Source organism: Cystobacter fuscus DSM 2262 (assembly GCF_000335475.2).
Lineage (GTDB): Bacteria > Myxococcota > Myxococcia > Myxococcales > Myxococcaceae > Cystobacter > Cystobacter fuscus.
In genome coordinates this window covers 195,842-211,514 of the sequence record NZ_ANAH02000008.1, presented here as the reverse complement: position 1 = coordinate 211,514, position 15,673 = coordinate 195,842, and the positions used below count along the sequence as shown (strand labels likewise).

Sequence of the window (15,673 nt, the reverse complement as noted above, 5' to 3'; positions counted from 1 at the left end):
GGGTCGGAGTGTGGGGAAGGAGGGGTGTCATGAGCGGAGGTTGGAAGAAATGGCTGGCGGCGGCGGCGGTGGCGGGGAGCTCCCCGGCGGCGCTCGGCGCCACGCTGGTGGAGCCTCGGCTCCGGCTGTCGTTGGAGGAGCGCTACGACGATGACTTCCGCCTGAACCCGGTGGTCGCTCCCGATGCGCCCACCGGCGGCGCCCTGGGCACCACGCCCACGGGCCAGCTGATGTCGAAGGTCACCCCGCGTCTGGGACTGGACGTGAAGGACCGCACCCTGAAGCTCGAGAGCTTCTACGCGGCGGACTTGCTGCTGCGCCACGGCAGCGGGACGGTGACGTTGGATCACCGCGGCGGACTGTCCGTGCGCAAGCTGCTCTCGCGCCGCCTGCGGGTGGAGGCCTCCGGGAGCATCTTCCGGGTGACGGATCCCCGCTCCCTGCCGCGCGAGAGCGTGGCGCGCACCAACCAGCCCGTCCTCTACGGCGCGTCCAAGCTGTCGGTGACCAACCGGATGAGCCGGCGCGTGGACGTGGCGGCGGGGTATGCCTTCGAGGGAGTGCGGGTGCTCACGCCGGGCAGTGTGGCGGGTTTCGTCCACACGCCCTATCTGGAGACGTGGGTGCGCACCACGCCGCGGCTGTGGCTGGGCGCGGAGTACCGCTACCAGGCGTTCCTCTACGGCGACAGCGTGGATCAGGCGCATGGCCTCTTCGGTGCCCTGCGCTATCGGCTGGCGCGCAACACCACCGCCACGCTGCGCGGCGGGCCGGTGTCCTTCCTCGGTGAGGATGGCACTCGGGGGTGGATGCCGCGGTTGAAACTGGAGGTGCTGCACGAGCGCGGCACCTTCGACATGGGCCTCAACATTGGCCACGACCTGGTGGGCGCCAGCGGTTTCTCCAACACGCTGTGGGCGGACTACGCGGGACTGACGTTCAACAAGCATTTCAGCCAGCGGGCGCGGATGTTCGCGGCCGCCAGCTTCTTCCGCAATGGCAGGGCCCCGGGAGAGGACGCCTTCCGGTGGGATGTGGGCACCAACGTGTCTCAGGGCTACGCCCTGAGCGCGGGGTTCGAGTTCGAGGTGAATCGGTACGTGTCGGTGCAGGCCGCCGTGGATCGCATCGCACAGGTGGGTATGGGTGAGGCCGCGGCGGATGTGAACCTTTCCCGGAATGTGGCGGCGCTTCGCCTGCACATGACGGCGTGGTGACACCAATGGAATCAGGAGGAGCGCACATGGAGCGTGGGATGACGGCAGACCAGGTGCTGAAGGCACTGTGGCGCCGCAAGGTGTTGGTCGGGGCCATTGTGTTGGCGGTCTTCGCGGTGGGCGCCGCGATCGTGCTGGTGCAGCCCAATGTGTACGAGGCGACGGCGACGGTGCGTGTGCAGCCGCAGCGCCCCGGTGAGGAGATGGTGCAGCGCACCGTGAGCGAGCTCGTCGAGCAGCGTCTGCTCACCGTGCGCCAGGAGCTGATGTCGCGGCCGGTGCTCCAGAAGGCCATCGAGGAGATGAACCTCTATCCGGAGATCGTGTCGGAGAAGGGAATCGATGCGGCCGTCGAGCGCATGCGCAAGGACATCACCGTGCGCGTGGAGGGGGAGAGCGCCTTCGAGCTGGTCTATGCCAGCACGGACCCGAACGTGGCGGCCCAGGTGGCCAACCGCCTGCCGCAGCTCTTCGCCGAGGAGACGCTCAAGTCGCGTCAGACCCAGGCGGCGCGCGCCACCAAGCTCTTCGAGGACGAGATCACCGCCCTGTCGGCCACGGTGACGGGCTGGGAGAAGAAGATCGCCCAGTTCAAGGTGGCCCACATCGGTGAGCTGCCCGAGCAGTTGGAGATGAACATGCGGGGCCTCGAGCGCGTGGGCGCCCTGTTGCAGACCAAGTCCGAGGAGCTGCGTGTCGCCGAGGGCCGCCGCTCCGACCTGGCCCGGGCTCGCAATGCCGCGGACAGCGAGGCGGGCCGGCTCGAGGCCGCCGAGAGTGGCCTCACCCGTGACCTGGTGGCCGCCCGCACGTCCTGGACGGCGGATCACCCCGAGGTGAAGCGTCTGGACCAGGAGCTCTCCACCATGACGGCCAAGCGCAAGGACGCCGAGGGCCGCCAGTGGGCCGAGCGCCAGGAGCGCACCCGGGTGACGAGCCTCATCTCCGCCATCCAGAAGGACATCGAGGAGCTGCACCAGCAGGCGAAGTCCTACCAGGAGCGCCTGGACCGCACCCCGAAGTGGGCCCACGAGCTGGGTGTCCTGCAGCGCGACTACGAGATCGCCCGCACGAAGTACCAGAGCGTGGTGTCGCGCCGGGTGGAGGCCGAGCTGGCGCAGGAGCTGGAGCTGCGCGGTGCCGAGGATCTCTTCCACGTCGTCTCCCCGGCCTCCGTGCCGACCCTCGCCGCCAGGCCCGACCGGATGAGCGGCCTGCTCATCGCCCTGCTGGTGGCGCTGGGCCTGGGACTCCTCACCGGTGTGGTGCTCGAGATGCGCGACGACAGCATCCGCGACACCCAGGAGCTGCGTGACCGTCTGCCCCTGCCTGTCCTGGCGGTGGTCCCGAACATGCAAGGGAAGGTGGAGAAGCGGGTGCTGATGCCCGCGACCGGGGCCCGCAACGTGGTGCCTCCCAACTCGACGGACTCGACTCTCAACTAGGGGATTTTCGGATGAACAACACGGGCTCCGAGGGAAACAAGATGGAAAAGACCATGGAACGGGCGGGGAACTTCCTTCCCCGAGTGGATGAGTCCGCGGGCTCGCCGAACGCGGTGGACAATCGGGTGGTGTCGCTCACGGCGCCCGCCTCGATCGCGGCCGAGCAGTACCGCAGTCTTTATTACAGGCTCGAGCGCATGCGCGAGCTGCGCCCCCTGAAGGTGGTGGGTATCACCTCGGCCATGCCCGGCGAGGGCAAGACGGTGACGACGGTGAACCTCGCCCTGGCCGCCGCCCGGGCCAACCCCGAGCGCCGCATCCTGCTCATCGACGCGGACCTGCGCCGGGGCCAGGTGGCCCAGGTGCTCGGTATCCGGGGCCGCCCCGGGCTCTCCGAGCTGCTCTCCGGCGAGTGCGAGGTGCGCGAGCTGGTGCGCCGCTTCCATGCCACGCGCATGGCGGTCATCACCGCGGGTGGCACGCCCGAGGAGCCCACCCAGGCGCTGGCCAGCGCCCGGATGAAGCAGTTCCTCAAGCTGGTGCGCGACCACTTCGATGAGATCTACGTGGACCTGCCGCCGACGCTGCCCTTCGCGGACGCGTCCATCCTCGGGCACCAGACGGACGGCCTGCTCATGGTGGTGCGTGCCCACCACTCCCAGGCCAAGACGGTCACCCAGGCCATGGAGCAGCTGGGCGGGGCGCCAGTGTTGGGTTGCGTGCTCAACGGCGCGGAGATGAGCGCCGCGCCCTACCTGAAGGAGTACTCCAGCAACAAGAAGTAACGCCACGGACTTCCGGCCACGGGGGGAGCAGGTGTCCCCCGTGGCCGGAGGTGCGTGAGGTGTGTGGACTGCGTTGGCGTGGGCGGACGGAGGAGATACGTGCTTCGGGTATTCCATCACTATTTTTCGGCCAGGAAGCTGACCCTGTTCCTCATCGAGGGAGCCGCGATCGCCCTGGCCTGTGTTCTGGGCGCGATGGCGTGTGCGCGGATGCTGGCACCGGCGGACGGTAGCCTCGCGCTGGCCCGCTCCATGACGGGGCTGATGCTCCTGGGGGTGACGTTCGTCCCCACGTTCCAGTTCTCGCTCTACCTCATGGATTTGTATGACCTGAGGGTGGCGGCGGAGGACCGGGGCCGGGGCGCGCGGCTGCTCAAGGCGGCCGGGGTGACCACGGCCGTCGTCGGGTTGCTGATGCTGGTGGCGCCGGCGGTGCTGCCCATCCAACTGCCTCCCGGGGCGCTGCTGGGTGGGGCCGTGGGCGCGCTGGTGGGAACGGGCCTGGTGCGCTACTCGCTGCGCGCCGTGGTGGGCGGGCCCAGCCGGGTGCTCATCGTGGGCGACGGCCTCAAGGCGCGCGCGCTCGCCACCGCCATCGAGCAGGGCGGCGAGGACAGCTTCCACGTGGTGGCCATGGTGGATCCCCGCCGGCCGCGCGTGGGCAGCCAGGCGCTCGAGCCCGTCAACGTCACGGCCGAGCGGCTCAAGGCGGACTTCGTGGTGCAGGCCGCGGACGACATGCGCGGAGCCAACTGGATGGACGCGCTCTTGCGCTGCCGTCTGGACGGGCGCCGGGTGTACGAGGCCGCCGGCTTCTGCGAGCGCGTGCTGCGCCGCATCCCGGTGACGCACCTGCGCACCAGCGACTTCGCCTTCGCCGACGAGCTGACGGTGTCGGGTGCCCGACGCGCCGCCAAGCGCGTGTTCGACATCCTCGTGGCCAGCACGCTGCTCATCTGCGCGGCGCCCTTCCTGCTCATCGTCATGGCCGCCATCAAGCTCGACTCCAAGGGGCCGCTCTTCTACCGGCAGGAGCGCACGGGCCTCAACGGCAAGTCCTACTGGCTGTGGAAGTTCCGCAGCATGCGCACCGACGCGGAGAAGAACGGCGCGGTGTGGGCGCGCACCAACGACGACCGCGTCACCCGCGTGGGCCGCTTCATCCGCAAGACGCGCATCGACGAGATTCCCCAGGTGCTCAACATCCTCACCGGCGACATGAGCTTCGTGGGCCCTCGGCCCGAGCGCCCGGTGTTCATCGAGCAACTCAAGCAGCAGATTCCGTTCTACGCGCTGCGCGAGGCCGTCAAGCCGGGCCTCACCGGGTGGGCGCAGATCCGCTACCCCTATGGGGCCTCGGTGGAGGACGCGCGCAACAAGTTGGAATTCGATCTGTACTACGTGAAGAACGGCTCGCTTTTCCTGGACATGAGCATCATCTTCCACACCGTGAGGCACGTACTGCTCGCGCGAGGCGCGCGGTAGAGCAGGGTGGTACGGGCTAGCGCCGCCGGGGGGCCCGGCGGCTCGTTTTCTTTGGATGGGCGTCGAAGGGGGTAGGGACATGATCGAGTCGGATTTGGTTCTCGACGAGACGTGGAGCACGCAGAAGGACGCGGCGAAGCAGGCGGGTGAGCAGAACGAGTTGCGGCAGGCGCTCGAGCTGAGGCCCACGCGCATCGTGGCCATGGGCGGTGGAACGGGACTGCCCATGGTGCTCAAGGGCCTGGCCCGGCGCGCGACGCCGAAGCCAGGCGAGCCCGGGCTGGATCTCACCGCGGTGGTGGCCATGAGCGACGACGGAGGCAGCTCCGGCCGCCTGCGCCGCACGCGCGGCGCGCTGCCTCCCGGGGACGTGCGCAACTGCCTCGTGGCGCTCGCCGAGGGCAAGGGCCCGCTGAGCGAGGTGTTCCAATACCGCTTCGCCGGCAAGAAGGGGCTCGCGGGCCACGCGGTGGGCAACCTGCTCATCTCCGCGCTCGCCGAGCTCAAGGGCGACTTCATGGAGGCGGTGCGCGTGTCCGGCACGCTCCTGGGCGCCAAGGGCCGCGTGCTGCCGAGCACCCTGGCCCCCGTGGACCTGGTGGCCCAGATGGAGGACTCCACCGAGGTGGTGGGCGAGAGCAACATCTGCCGCGCCCGGGGTCGCATCCGCAAGGTGCATCTGAGCCCCAGCGCCCCGGCGCCGGTGGACGGGCTGCTTGAGTCCATCCGCACCGCGGACATGATCGTCATCGGGCCGGGCTCGCTGTACTCCAGCGTCATGCCCAACCTGCTGGTGGACGGGGTGGCCCAGGCCCTGCGCGAGACGCGCGCGCTCAAGGTCATGGTGGCCAACCTCATGACCCAGCCGGGCGAGACGGACGGCATGGACTGCCTGGACCACGTGCGCGCCATCATCGACCACGTGGGTCCGGTGCTCGACGCGGTGCTCGTCAACGGCACCACACCCTGTGAGGAGGCCGTGCGCCGCTACGCCCGCAAGGGCTCCACGCCCGTCCGGGTGGATCGCCGCGCCCTCATTGACGCCGGTGTCATTCCCGTGGAGGCGGACCTGCTCAAGGAAGGCTCGCGCATCCGGCATGACGGCCGCAAGGTGACGCGCTGCCTGCTGAAGATGGCCCGCTCGGGAATCTGAGAGAGACCGCCGGGCGGCTCCGTGTTCGCCCGGCCAGGACTGGATGAATCAGGCGCGCGTGGCTTGTGGGCCGCCGCGTCCATTACCAACTTGCGGCGCACGAGGCCTCCGGGCCGCGCCGTGTCAGGAGCCGGACAATCCCATGGAAGCCAGACAGCTCACTCCCTCGCCCCGCATCGTCGAGGTGACGGATCGCGCCGCCTTCATGGCGCTGGAGCCGGAGTGGAACGCGCTCGTGCAGGCCACGGCCGACGAGCCCTTCTACCGGCACGAGTTCTTCCGCATCTGGATCGACGACTTCGCCCCCGAGGCGCGCCTGCGTGTGCTCACGCTGCGCGACGAGGAGGGGCGGCTCACGGCGGTGCTGCCGTTGATGGCCGAGCGCGCCTCCTTGTACGGGGTGCCGGCGCGGCAGCTCTCCGCCACGGCCAACCCGCACTCGTGCCGGTTCGACCTGGTGGCGCGCGAGCCCGCCGAGGCCGCCGCCGCTTTCTTCGCGCACCTGCGGGCGGACAAGGGCTGGGACGTGCTGCGGCTCACCGACGTGCCCGAGGGCGGCGCGGGCTGGCACCTGTACGAGGCGGCCAAGGGGGCGGGGATGCCCGTGGGGACGTGGGAGTCCCTGCAGTCGCCCTACATCCCGCTGCCGGCCTCGTGGGAGGCATACCAGGCGAGCTTGTCGTCCAAGTTCAAGGCCAACTGCCGCCGCCGGCGCCGCAAGCTGGAGGAGAAGGGCCGCGTCACGGTGGAGCGCGTGGAAGGCGGGCTCGGTCTGGAGGCGAAGCTGGAGGAGGGCTTCGCGCTGGAGGCGAGCGGCTGGAAGGGCCAGCGCGGCACGGCCATGGCGCAGGACGGGCGCACGCGGGGCTTCTACTCGGAGCTGGCGCGCACCGCGGCGTATGACGGCCGGCTGGCGCTGTACTACCTGCGGTTGGACGGGCGCGCGGTCGCCTTCCAGTACTCGCTGGAGTACGGGGGGCGCTACTTCCTGCTCAAGCCCGGCTACGACGAGACGCTGGGGGATTGCAGCCCGGGGCAGCTCCTCATGGAGGAGGTGCTGCGCGAGTGCATCGGCCGCGGCCTGCGCGAGTTCGACTTCCTCGGGCCGGACATGTCGTGGAAGCGCGACTGGACGGAGCACGTACGCCGGCACACCTGGCTCTACGTTTTCAATGACTCGGCTTTCGGCCGCGCGTTGTGCGCGGCCAAGTTCCGCTGGGCCCCCGCGGCCCGGGAGGTGATGGCGCGATGGAAGCGGTGAAGACCGACAAGCTGTTCGTTCCCGCCCTGCCCACGCTGTGGCCGAGCATGTTGACGGGGCGCAGGGCCCCGAGCCACTTCATGCCCTTTGGCGCGCGCAACGTGCGCTACTTCTACTTCGCCCGCAACGCCATCTGGACGACGGTGAAGATGCTGGGGCTGGACGCGGGCGAGGTGCTCATGCCCGCCTACCACCACGGCGTGGAGGTGGAGGCCGTGGTGGACGCCGGCGCCACGCCGCGCTTCTACCGGGTGGGCAGCCGCTGGGACGTGGACCTGGAGGACGTGGAGAAGCGCATCGGTCCGAAGACGAAGGCGCTCTACCTCATCCACTACGCGGGCTTTCCCGGCCCCGTCGAGGAGATGCGCCGCATCGCCGACAAGCACGGCCTGCCGCTCATCGAGGACTGCGCCCTGTCGCTCCTGAGCGCGGACGGCTCGGTGCCGCTGGGCACCACGGGCGACATCGGCATCTTCTGCCTCTACAAGACGCTGCCCATGCCGCACGGCGGGGCGCTCACCGTCAATGGCGCCCGGCAGTACAGCCTGCCCGAGCCGCCCCTGCCTCCCAGCTCGTCCACCTTCAGCCACACCGTGTCCTCGCTCCTGCAGAACCTGGAGCTGCGCGGCGGGGCGTTCGGACGCAGCGTGCGCGGCATGGTGCGCGGGCTCGGCAAGGGCGCGGTGAAGGCCGCGGACATCGAGCGCGTGGCCACCGGCACCCAGCACTTCGACCGGCGGCACGTGGACCTGGGCATGAGCCCCTTCGCCCACCGCATCGCCCAGGCGCAGGACCTGGAGGCCGTGGTGGAGCGGCGGCGGCGCAACTACTTCTTCCTGCTCGGCCGGCTGCGCGACGTGTCCGCGCCGCTCTTCAACCAGCTCGCCCCGGGCGTCTGCCCCCTGTTCTACCCGGTGGTGGTGGACAACAAGGAGCAGGTGCTCGAGCGGCTGCGCGCGCGGGGCATCGAGGCCATCGACTTCTGGAAGCACTTCCACCCCGCGTGTGACGCGTCCGCCTTCCCCGAGGTGGCGAAGCTGCGGCGCTCCATCGTCGAGGTGCCCTGCCACCAGGATCTCACGCCCGAGGTCATGGCGGAGGTGGCCAACGTGGTGCGGGACGCGCTGGTGCCGGAGCGCCCCGAGCGAAAGAACGTGGGCTGAGGCCCCAGGCTCGAGACATGAGGTCGACACCGTGATTCGCGAAGCGGAATTGATGCCCACTCCCAGCCCTGCGCGGTGGCTGGAGGTCTCCACCGTGAGGACCGCGTCCGGACTCGCCGGGATGCGCGCCGAGTGGAACGCGCTCCTGGACGACAGCCAGGCGGGGCCCTTCAACGCGTGGGAGTGGCTGTACCCGTGGTGCCGGCGGATCGGCACGGATCGCCAGCCCTTCGTGTTGCAGGCGAGGGACCGGAGTGGGGCGCTGGTGGGGCTGTTGCCGCTGGGCTTCGACTACCACTGGGTGCTGGGGCGTCCCATCCGGCGGCTGGCCTTCCTGGGCGAGTCGCACGTGGGCAGCGACTACCTGGACGTGGTGGCGCGGCGCGGCCGGGAGGAGGAGGTGGCGCGCACCTTCGCCTCCGCCCTGTGGGAGCTGAGGGATCAGTGGGACGTGCTGGACTTGACGGACCTGCGCGAGGACTCGGTGACGGTGCGCGTGCTGCGCGAGACCTTCGAGAAGCACGGCGTGGGGACGACGCTGACCGAGCGCTATGTCTGCCCTTACGAGACCCTGGGGCGGGGGGAGTCCTTCGACGACTTCCTCAAGCGCACGAGCCGGCGGGACAACTACCTGCGGCGCAAGAAGTGGCTGGAGAAGCAGGAGGGCTACCGCATCGAGAAGACGGAGGCGCCGGGCGCGCTCGCCGCGCCGCTGACGGACTTCTTCCGGTTGCACGCCATGCGCTGGGAGTCGGACGGCGGTTCCCAGGGTATTCGCGGCCGGGGCGTCGAGTCCTTCCACCGGGATGCCACGCAACTGCTCGCCGAGCGCGGGCGCCTGCGCCTGTACACGATGAAGGTGGGCGGACAGGCGGTGGCCTCGGTGTATGGCATTGTCCACGGCAGCTCGTTCATCTACTTCCAGTCGGGGTATGACCCGGCGTGGCGCAACCGCAGCGTGGGGCTGGTGCTCGTGGGGGAGACGTTCCGCGACGCCCTCGAGGCCGGGCTCACCGATTACGACTTCCTGCGCGGCACCGAGACATACAAGTCCGACTGGACGACGAAACAGCGGCGCACCGTGTCCCTGCGGGTGCTCTCACCCAACGGTGATGGTGAGTGGTTCGTGCGGCGTGAGCAGGGGATGCGGCAGGTGCGTGAAGTGGCCAAGCGCCTGTTGCCCCAGGACGCCGTCGAGCGCGTGCGCCGGCTGCGGCGTCGGCTGTCCGCGGTGCGCGGGTAGGGCGCCCGGAGGAGGGAGAAAGGTTTGTCAGCTCCACTCGATGTCGAGCGCATCTAGCGGCATCCTCAGGAGCGGTTCGACATCAAGGAGAATGCCGTCCGCGTTGAGCCAGCGGATGGCGTCTGCTCCGGTGTCATCCGGGTCGACCGACCATGATCCTCCAATTGCCTTTGTCTTGGCCGCCACGGTGCGGAGGAATGCATTGAGCCGGGGTGTATGGCGGCCAGCCAACTCCCGGTTGTCGAACATTCGCTCGTAGTCGCATGCTGGATGGGCCGAGCCGTAGATCCATGGAAACCAGATGTCCGAATGGATGGCGAGGCGTACTTCGAGAGATTGAGTTGGAGAGAAGCGCTGAGGCTCGGGCGAAGTGTCACCATACTCGAGTCGCGAGCCTGTTACACGGAGTGGCGGATAGTGCGTCATGAACCCAGGTGGAATGCAGTCCGGTGACGGCTTGAGTTCCGCGAGCAGTGCGCCGAGATCCACGCAGGGGCCCTCCACCAGCCGCTCATTGGCATCGTACCAAGCCAGGGTGGCACGTGATGTGGACGACTGTGGGTGGCCAGGTGCCATGGCTGCGCCAGTGAAGCCGAAGAGTTCGACGATACGGCGCTCTTGGTAGAGCGTGGTCAGCAGAGAGCACAGGTCACCCGTGCTCTTGCGCTGATACTGAATGATGGGTGCGTCGATGTACTCCAGTACCTGGTGCTGGATGCCAGCAGCAAGCAGGTGCCGCACGAATTCCAACAAGGATTCAGGCCGGGTACGCAGCGCGCTCAGATCGGCAACCCAGGTAGCAAAAGCCCTTTCAGTCTGGATCCACAAATTACGCATGAGTCAATCCGGCTTCAGTTGATCGGGGGTGAACACGTAGGGTTCTGCCCTGGTCGTATTGGAGATGTGCACTTCGCCAGAGTCGAGATTGTCGAGATTGGCTATCTTGCCACGCAGGGTATCGCGGAGTTGCTGCTCTGTTGCGTTGTTGAGGGGATTGTTGGGAGCTTCAATGCGGATATCGGCGATGCGTTTGTATCCGTCAGGCGGAAACTCGCCACGAGAACCACCCAGTTGATCCACGGCTGACTGTAGGTTGCCAATCACGGTACCTTCTTTTGCTCCTGTAACCACCTTCATCTGGAGAGCCTCTTCCTGAGTGTGGTCGACGATGTCTGCTTGGCCGCTCCTTGGGTCGGCCGGTATTTTGCGGCGGCCCTCGATAGCCACCTCGTTGCCCTTCATGGCGCGTTGGTGGGCCTCATGGAATTGGCGAAGTTTGCCCTGTTGGCCTTGCTTGAGTTCCTGCCTGATTTCCTTGAGGAATCCGTTCAGCCCACGCAGGTTTTCGAGCTTGCCGCTGTCAACGAGTTCACGGACCTCTCGGAGGATGCCCATTTCGTCCGCGTATTCGAGGGTCTGCCTGGCGAGGTGCGGCGCCATCCTGTCTCCGAGCAGGGAGTTATACGTGCCAACCCCCTCATCGCCATACTTGGCTCGCACATGTTCGACCGGATCCTGTTGGGTCTTGCTGCTGCTGGGACTCCTCTGATGCGAGAGCCCGAGGACATCGAACTGGACGAGAGGATTGGGGGCGTAGGCATACAGGTTGATGCCTCCGTCCAGTCCGAGCGGGTCGCTTTGCAGGTAACGTCCCAGAACCGGATCGTAGTAGCGAAAGCGGTTGTAGAAAAGACCTGTCTCCGTGTCCAGGTAATGTCCTGGCCAGCGCAGGTTCAGCTCCAACCCGGATGATGGTGCGACCTCCACATGCCCATACGGGTTGATTCGCTCCGCCCACCAGACCACTCGCCCGCTCGCATCCTCCACGCAGTCGGGAACACCTCCCTGATTGGTGTAAAGGGTATAAACGCGGCCGCTCTCGGGAGAAGCCTCCGTGCTGTCGTAGTCCACGAAGAGGAGTGGAACCAGCGCGTCATGCGCCGCATATCCATAGAGCCGCAGTCGCCCCTCCGGGGACACCTCAGCGGCCAAGCGCTCGCCATCCCAGTAGAAGTGCGTCTGCCTCGCGCCTCGCCCACAGCGGAGGCGGCGGCCGATGGCGTCGTACTCCGCCGTCCAGGGCTCGGCCCGCCCATCTTCCACGCACACCAGCATGTCCGCGCTGTCATACGTATAGCGGGTGGACGGGCCCTCGTAGGAGCGGCGCTCCCGGAGATGGTTGCGGTGATCGTAGGTGAGGGTCTCGCCATTGGCCGAGGCCAAGCGGTTGCCTTCGGCGAGTACCACGTTGCTCAAGCCTGGCTGTTCCTGGAGGTTGCCGGCCGCATCCAACCGGTACAGGACGCGGCCTCGTGGACCTTCCTCCTGCACCAACCGATGAGCCGGGTCCGTGGCGTAACGTGTCTGTCCTCGGATGCTGTCCCAGAACCCGTCGAGATCTCCTTCTGCTGTGTAGTCGTAGCGCACCCAGCGGGAATGGTACGCGCCATCATGTGTTGGTTTCCAGATGAGGCTCGAGCGCAGCCTGCCGACATCGTCATACTGGCGTAGTTCGCGTGCTCCATTCGCATGCTCACGCAGAACCAGTCCCGTTGGTTCCCTGCTCAGCCGGTGATGGCCTCCTGTCGGATCCACCAGCAGCAGATCTCCTTCCTCCTTGTTCCCTTGCTGTTTCCAGGTAAAGCGCCCCAGCACCAGGGTGTGGCGTGCCGAGGGGCTTCGGATGTGCTCCGAGCCTCGGCCATCACGCAAGTCGCACAGCATCCGGCCCTGGGCATCGCGCAGGAGTCGTACCTCATGGGACTCCGTGCTGGCGCGAATGGGACGACCGCGCTCGTCCCAGGCAAGCAGGTGCCGACCGCCCGATGCCAAGTGCCGCGTCGACGTGTGTCCCCGCGGCCCGTGTTCGATGCGCATCAGGATTTGGCCATGGCCGTCCCGCTTCTCCACTAGGCGATCACCCGCGTACCAGACGTACTCCTCCTTGAGGGCTCCATGGCGCCAGATGCGGATGAGACGATCTTTCTCGTCGTATTCATACTCACTGACGCTTCCCCCTGGATCGACGGTACGCGTCACCTGCTCCGTGGACGAGTACTCGTAATGCGTGGTGTGGCCCAATCCATCCACTTCTTCGGTCACCAGGTTCCAACGACTGATTCGGCGCTCCCTCACTTGGCCGTCCGCGTCCCGATACCATACTTCGTTGCCCGCGGGATCGTAATGCCACTCGCGTTAGCGCCCAGCGGCATCCACTTCCCGCACCAGACGCCCCTGGCTGTCATGAGTACGCACCGGTTGGGGCTCTTCCCGCAGGTCCTCGGGACGCAGCCGGACGAGGAGCGTGATCCATTCGGCGAGCGCGGCTGGCAACCGAGAGAGCAGCGTCCGAGATGCACCCAGCGCTGCTCGCGGCAGTTCATCCATGCCTCTGCCCATCATGTGGCCCAGCGGCGTCCGGGGATGGACGAACATGTCTGGTGGCCTGGGGCGTGGCATCTCCTCCGGAGGAGGCAGCATCCGCTGGTATGGATCAACGCGGCCCACGAGCGCGCCGTGCGCGTCGTACACCATCTGCGTCACGCGTCCGCCAGGATCCACCTCTCGTAGAACGCGCCCTTCGGCATCGGCTTCGCGCACCAATATCCCGCCGTACGGATCGATCCGCTTCCGCAAGGTGAGGTTCTTATCGTATTGGAAGATGCTGATGCCGCCCCGTCGCTCGGTGACGCGAGACTCCTGCTTCTCGGGGGCGTATTCAAATCGCGCCCACCACAATCCGTCCTCGCCCGAGGTTTCCGCGCAGCGGCCTTGTGCGTCGTAGCGCCACCAGAAACTGTAACCCGTGGGGGTACGCATCCGAGTCCAGCGGTGTGCCTCGTCATACTGGTACTCGTGCCGACCGCCCTCTGCATCCTCGGATACCACGAGGTGCCCATGGCGGTCGTACTCGTATCGGGCCACTCGCCTCGTACCGCTGGATCGCACGCGCAGCACTTCCGTGAGTCGGCCCGCGAGGTCGTGGACGAAGCGGTAGAGGCAGCACCCCCGCAGCGTGCGCTCCGTCACCTTACTCAGCCGTTCGCCCTCATGGCGCAGTTCCAACTCGGCCTCCGCCGAACGCACGAAGCGCAGCCGGGCGATGTTCTCCCCGTCGGCGGCCTGGAGTACCAGGCGTGGCCCCCGACCTTCGGAAAGCTCGTAGCGATCCCTGTCCAGACGGCGCAGTACCACGCCGTGCCGCTTCGTCTCGCGCTCGCCCTCCTTCAGCGGTTCGAAGTCGATGACGCGGCCCCGGGCGTCTTCGTACCGCCACGCCTGGCGCAACAGGTGCAGCGTGTGCTGGTACTCGTGCCGGAAGCCCCAGCCCAGCACTCCCTGGCGGTCCGCGTGCGCCGTGGTGTAGCGGCGGCGCCAGCAGAAGAGCCCCGGGGGCGCCGAGCGCGCATCCACGAACTCGTCGAAATTGGCCCCGGTAATCACATCCACCGGGTGTCCGCCGTTGCAGTGCACGCCGTTCTGCGACTTGCGCGCCGCGCGCATCTTCTTCAGCTTCGACACCAGCGCACCCATCAGCGCCATGCCCGCGCGCATGCCCAGGGCCATGAGCGAGACGGTTGGCGGTCCCCCCACCACCACTGGCACCGGAATGGACAGCACCATCGTCGTCGGGAGCACCAGGCTGTTGACGCTCTTCTTCTTCTTGAGCCGCGGAATGGGCGGCATCCCGATGTCCTGGCAGCTCAGCGCCGGCAGGGCCAGGTGGCTGAACGCGTCCCCGTCCACCGACACGGTGGAGCTGCCCATGAAGACCTCGGACTCGTTGGCCGGGGGCTTGATGAACACACCCCCCATGGGGATGTGGGGCGGGAGCGCAATGCCCGAGGTGCCCGCCTGCGCTCGGGGCACGCCCCCGACCAGCACCGTCGCCCCCAGGATGGGCACGTAGTCCATTGGGTCGAACACCATCCCGATATGCGGGTGGGGGATGGGGACCGGAGGCACGCCGCCAGGCGGCTGGATGAGGTGGATGTCGATCCCCAGCAGCGGATCGAAGTGCTTGGCGGCTGGCATCATGACGATTTCCTCCCAACTCCGAGGGCCGCCACTGCGGCCCCAGGAGCTTCTCCACCTGCCGCGCAATTCCCTTCCCATGGTCGCGGTACGTCCACGTCCGGGTGAGTCGCAGCCTTCATTCGCTCAAGTCGCCCCACGTGGAGGATTGGCGCGTCTCGTCATTCATCGCGGGCTCAAGCCGTTTCGTGGCAGTATGTCGCCACGGGCCAGCATTCCAGCACCCTCTGCGTGTCCTGGAGTTTCTCGGCCAGGGGCTCCGTCTTCTTGTAGACTATTCAGCCAAGGCGGGCCGCCGTGGAGGAGCTGGGCGAGTCGCACGTGTGGGCAGCGACCACCTGGACGTGGTGGCGCGGCGCGGCCGGGAGGAGGAGGTGGCGCGCACCTTCGCCTCCGCCCTGTGGGAGCTGAGGGATCAGTGGGACGTGGCGCAACCGCAGCGTGGGGCTGGTGCTCGTGGGGGAGACGTTCCGCGACGCCCTCGAGGCCGGGCTCACCGATTACGACTTCCTGCGCGGCACCGAGACATACAAGTCCGACTGGACGACGAAACAGCGGCGCACCGTGTCCCTGCGGGTGCTCTCGCCCGGCGGTGATGGCGAGTGGTTCGTGCGGCGTGAGCAGGGGATGCGGCAGGTGCGTGAAGTGGCCAAGCGCCTGTTGCCCCAGGACGCCGTCGAGCGCGTGCGCCGGCTGCGGCGCCGGCTGTCCGCGGTGCGCGGGTAGGGCGCCCGGAGCGGATTCAGGGGCAAGGGAAGGCGCGTTGGGTTCGTGGCCTTCCCTTCCTCATATGACTTCCGGCACATGTGCCCGTGAAGGTGAACGTGTAACCTGAGCCCGCGGGAGCGAAGTGCGCTGAGGCGTTGCCTCATGCGTCTCGCTTCCAA

General features: G+C 67.7%; 11 protein-coding genes and 1 pseudogene. 9 read left to right on the top strand and 3 right to left on the bottom strand.

The features are described 5' to 3' along the window. Window positions 1–29: 29 nt before the first annotated feature. From D187_RS15705 to D187_RS15670, 8 genes are all read left to right on the top strand, one after another. Window positions 30–1,217 (top strand): hypothetical protein, encoded by a 1,188-nt coding sequence (locus tag D187_RS15705; RefSeq protein WP_002626355.1) that lies wholly within the window; start codon window positions 30–32, stop codon window positions 1,215–1,217. 26 nt (window positions 1,218–1,243) lie between these two features. Next, window positions 1,244–2,662: a GumC family protein gene (locus tag D187_RS15700; protein WP_002626354.1), complete on the top strand. Its 1,419-nt coding sequence runs from the start codon at window positions 1,244–1,246 to the stop codon at window positions 2,660–2,662. 41 nt (window positions 2,663–2,703) lie between these two features. Next, window positions 2,704–3,447, top strand: a complete 744-nt coding sequence (locus tag D187_RS15695) for a CpsD/CapB family tyrosine-protein kinase (protein WP_043430098.1) — start codon at window positions 2,704–2,706, stop codon at window positions 3,445–3,447. Between the two features lie 99 nt (window positions 3,448–3,546). After that, on the top strand, window positions 3,547–4,932 hold the full coding sequence (locus D187_RS15690; RefSeq protein WP_002626352.1) for a sugar transferase: 1,386 nt from the start codon (window positions 3,547–3,549) through the stop codon (window positions 4,930–4,932). Window positions 4,933–5,011: 79 nt separating this feature from the next. Further along, window positions 5,012–6,085, top strand: a complete 1,074-nt coding sequence (locus tag D187_RS15685; RefSeq protein WP_002626351.1) for a gluconeogenesis factor YvcK family protein — start codon at window positions 5,012–5,014, stop codon at window positions 6,083–6,085. Between the two features lie 142 nt (window positions 6,086–6,227). Next, a complete protein-coding gene (locus D187_RS15680; protein WP_002626350.1) occupies window positions 6,228–7,346 on the top strand; it encodes a GNAT family N-acetyltransferase in 1,119 nt (372 codons plus the stop codon). Beyond that, window positions 7,334–8,509 carry a DegT/DnrJ/EryC1/StrS family aminotransferase gene (locus D187_RS15675; protein WP_002626349.1) on the top strand — a complete coding sequence of 392 codons (1,176 nt, stop codon included), beginning with the start codon at window positions 7,334–7,336 and terminating at the stop codon, window positions 8,507–8,509. The genes D187_RS15680 and D187_RS15675 overlap by 13 nt, the downstream gene beginning before the upstream one ends. A gap of 31 nt (window positions 8,510–8,540) precedes the next feature. After that, window positions 8,541–9,752 carry a GNAT family N-acetyltransferase gene (locus D187_RS15670; RefSeq protein WP_002626348.1) on the top strand — a complete coding sequence of 404 codons (1,212 nt, stop codon included), beginning with the start codon at window positions 8,541–8,543 and terminating at the stop codon, window positions 9,750–9,752. A 27-nt stretch (window positions 9,753–9,779) separates the two neighbouring features. Here D187_RS15670 and D187_RS15665 read toward each other — a convergent pair whose 3' ends face one another. The 3 genes from D187_RS15665 to D187_RS15655 all read right to left on the bottom strand — a co-directional run bounded on the left by D187_RS15665 (window position 9,780) and on the right by D187_RS15655 (window position 14,789). Continuing rightward, on the bottom strand, window positions 9,780–10,589 hold the full coding sequence (locus D187_RS15665) for a hypothetical protein (RefSeq protein ID WP_043430005.1): 810 nt from the start codon (window positions 10,587–10,589) through the stop codon (window positions 9,780–9,782). Window positions 10,590–10,592: 3 nt separating this feature from the next. Next, window positions 10,593–12,854 carry an RHS repeat domain-containing protein gene (locus D187_RS15660; protein WP_043430003.1) on the bottom strand — a complete coding sequence of 754 codons (2,262 nt, stop codon included), beginning with the start codon at window positions 12,852–12,854 and terminating at the stop codon, window positions 10,593–10,595. Window positions 12,855–12,947: 93 nt separating this feature from the next. Beyond that, entirely contained in the window at window positions 12,948–14,789 is a 1,842-nt protein-coding gene (locus D187_RS15655; RefSeq protein ID WP_043430002.1) for a DUF6531 domain-containing protein, read from the bottom strand. Between the two features lie 408 nt (window positions 14,790–15,197). On the opposite strand from D187_RS15655, the pseudogene D187_RS15650 reads away from it, so the two are divergent. Beyond that, a pseudogene (locus tag D187_RS15650) lies at window positions 15,198–15,512 on the top strand (GNAT family N-acetyltransferase); the annotation flags it as partial. Window positions 15,513–15,673: the final 161 nt, after the last annotated feature.

Excerpts from the sequence above, each read along its gene's own strand:
- D187_RS15655 (WP_043430002.1), bottom strand. The coding sequence starts at position 14,789 with ATGATGCCAGCCGCCAAGCACTTCGATCCGCTGCTGGGGATCGACATC.
- D187_RS15695 (WP_043430098.1), top strand. The coding sequence starts at position 2,704 with ATGGAAAAGACCATGGAACGGGCGGGGAACTTCCTTCCCCGAGTGGAT.
- D187_RS15680 (WP_002626350.1), top strand. The coding sequence starts at position 6,228 with ATGGAAGCCAGACAGCTCACTCCCTCGCCCCGCATCGTCGAGGTGACG.
- D187_RS15665 (WP_043430005.1), bottom strand. The coding sequence starts at position 10,589 with ATGCGTAATTTGTGGATCCAGACTGAAAGGGCTTTTGCTACCTGGGTT.
- D187_RS15705 (WP_002626355.1), top strand. The coding sequence starts at position 30 with ATGAGCGGAGGTTGGAAGAAATGGCTGGCGGCGGCGGCGGTGGCGGGG.
- D187_RS15700 (WP_002626354.1), top strand. The coding sequence starts at position 1,244 with ATGGAGCGTGGGATGACGGCAGACCAGGTGCTGAAGGCACTGTGGCGC.
- D187_RS15675 (WP_002626349.1), top strand. The coding sequence starts at position 7,334 with ATGGAAGCGGTGAAGACCGACAAGCTGTTCGTTCCCGCCCTGCCCACG.
- D187_RS15685 (WP_002626351.1), top strand. The coding sequence starts at position 5,012 with ATGATCGAGTCGGATTTGGTTCTCGACGAGACGTGGAGCACGCAGAAG.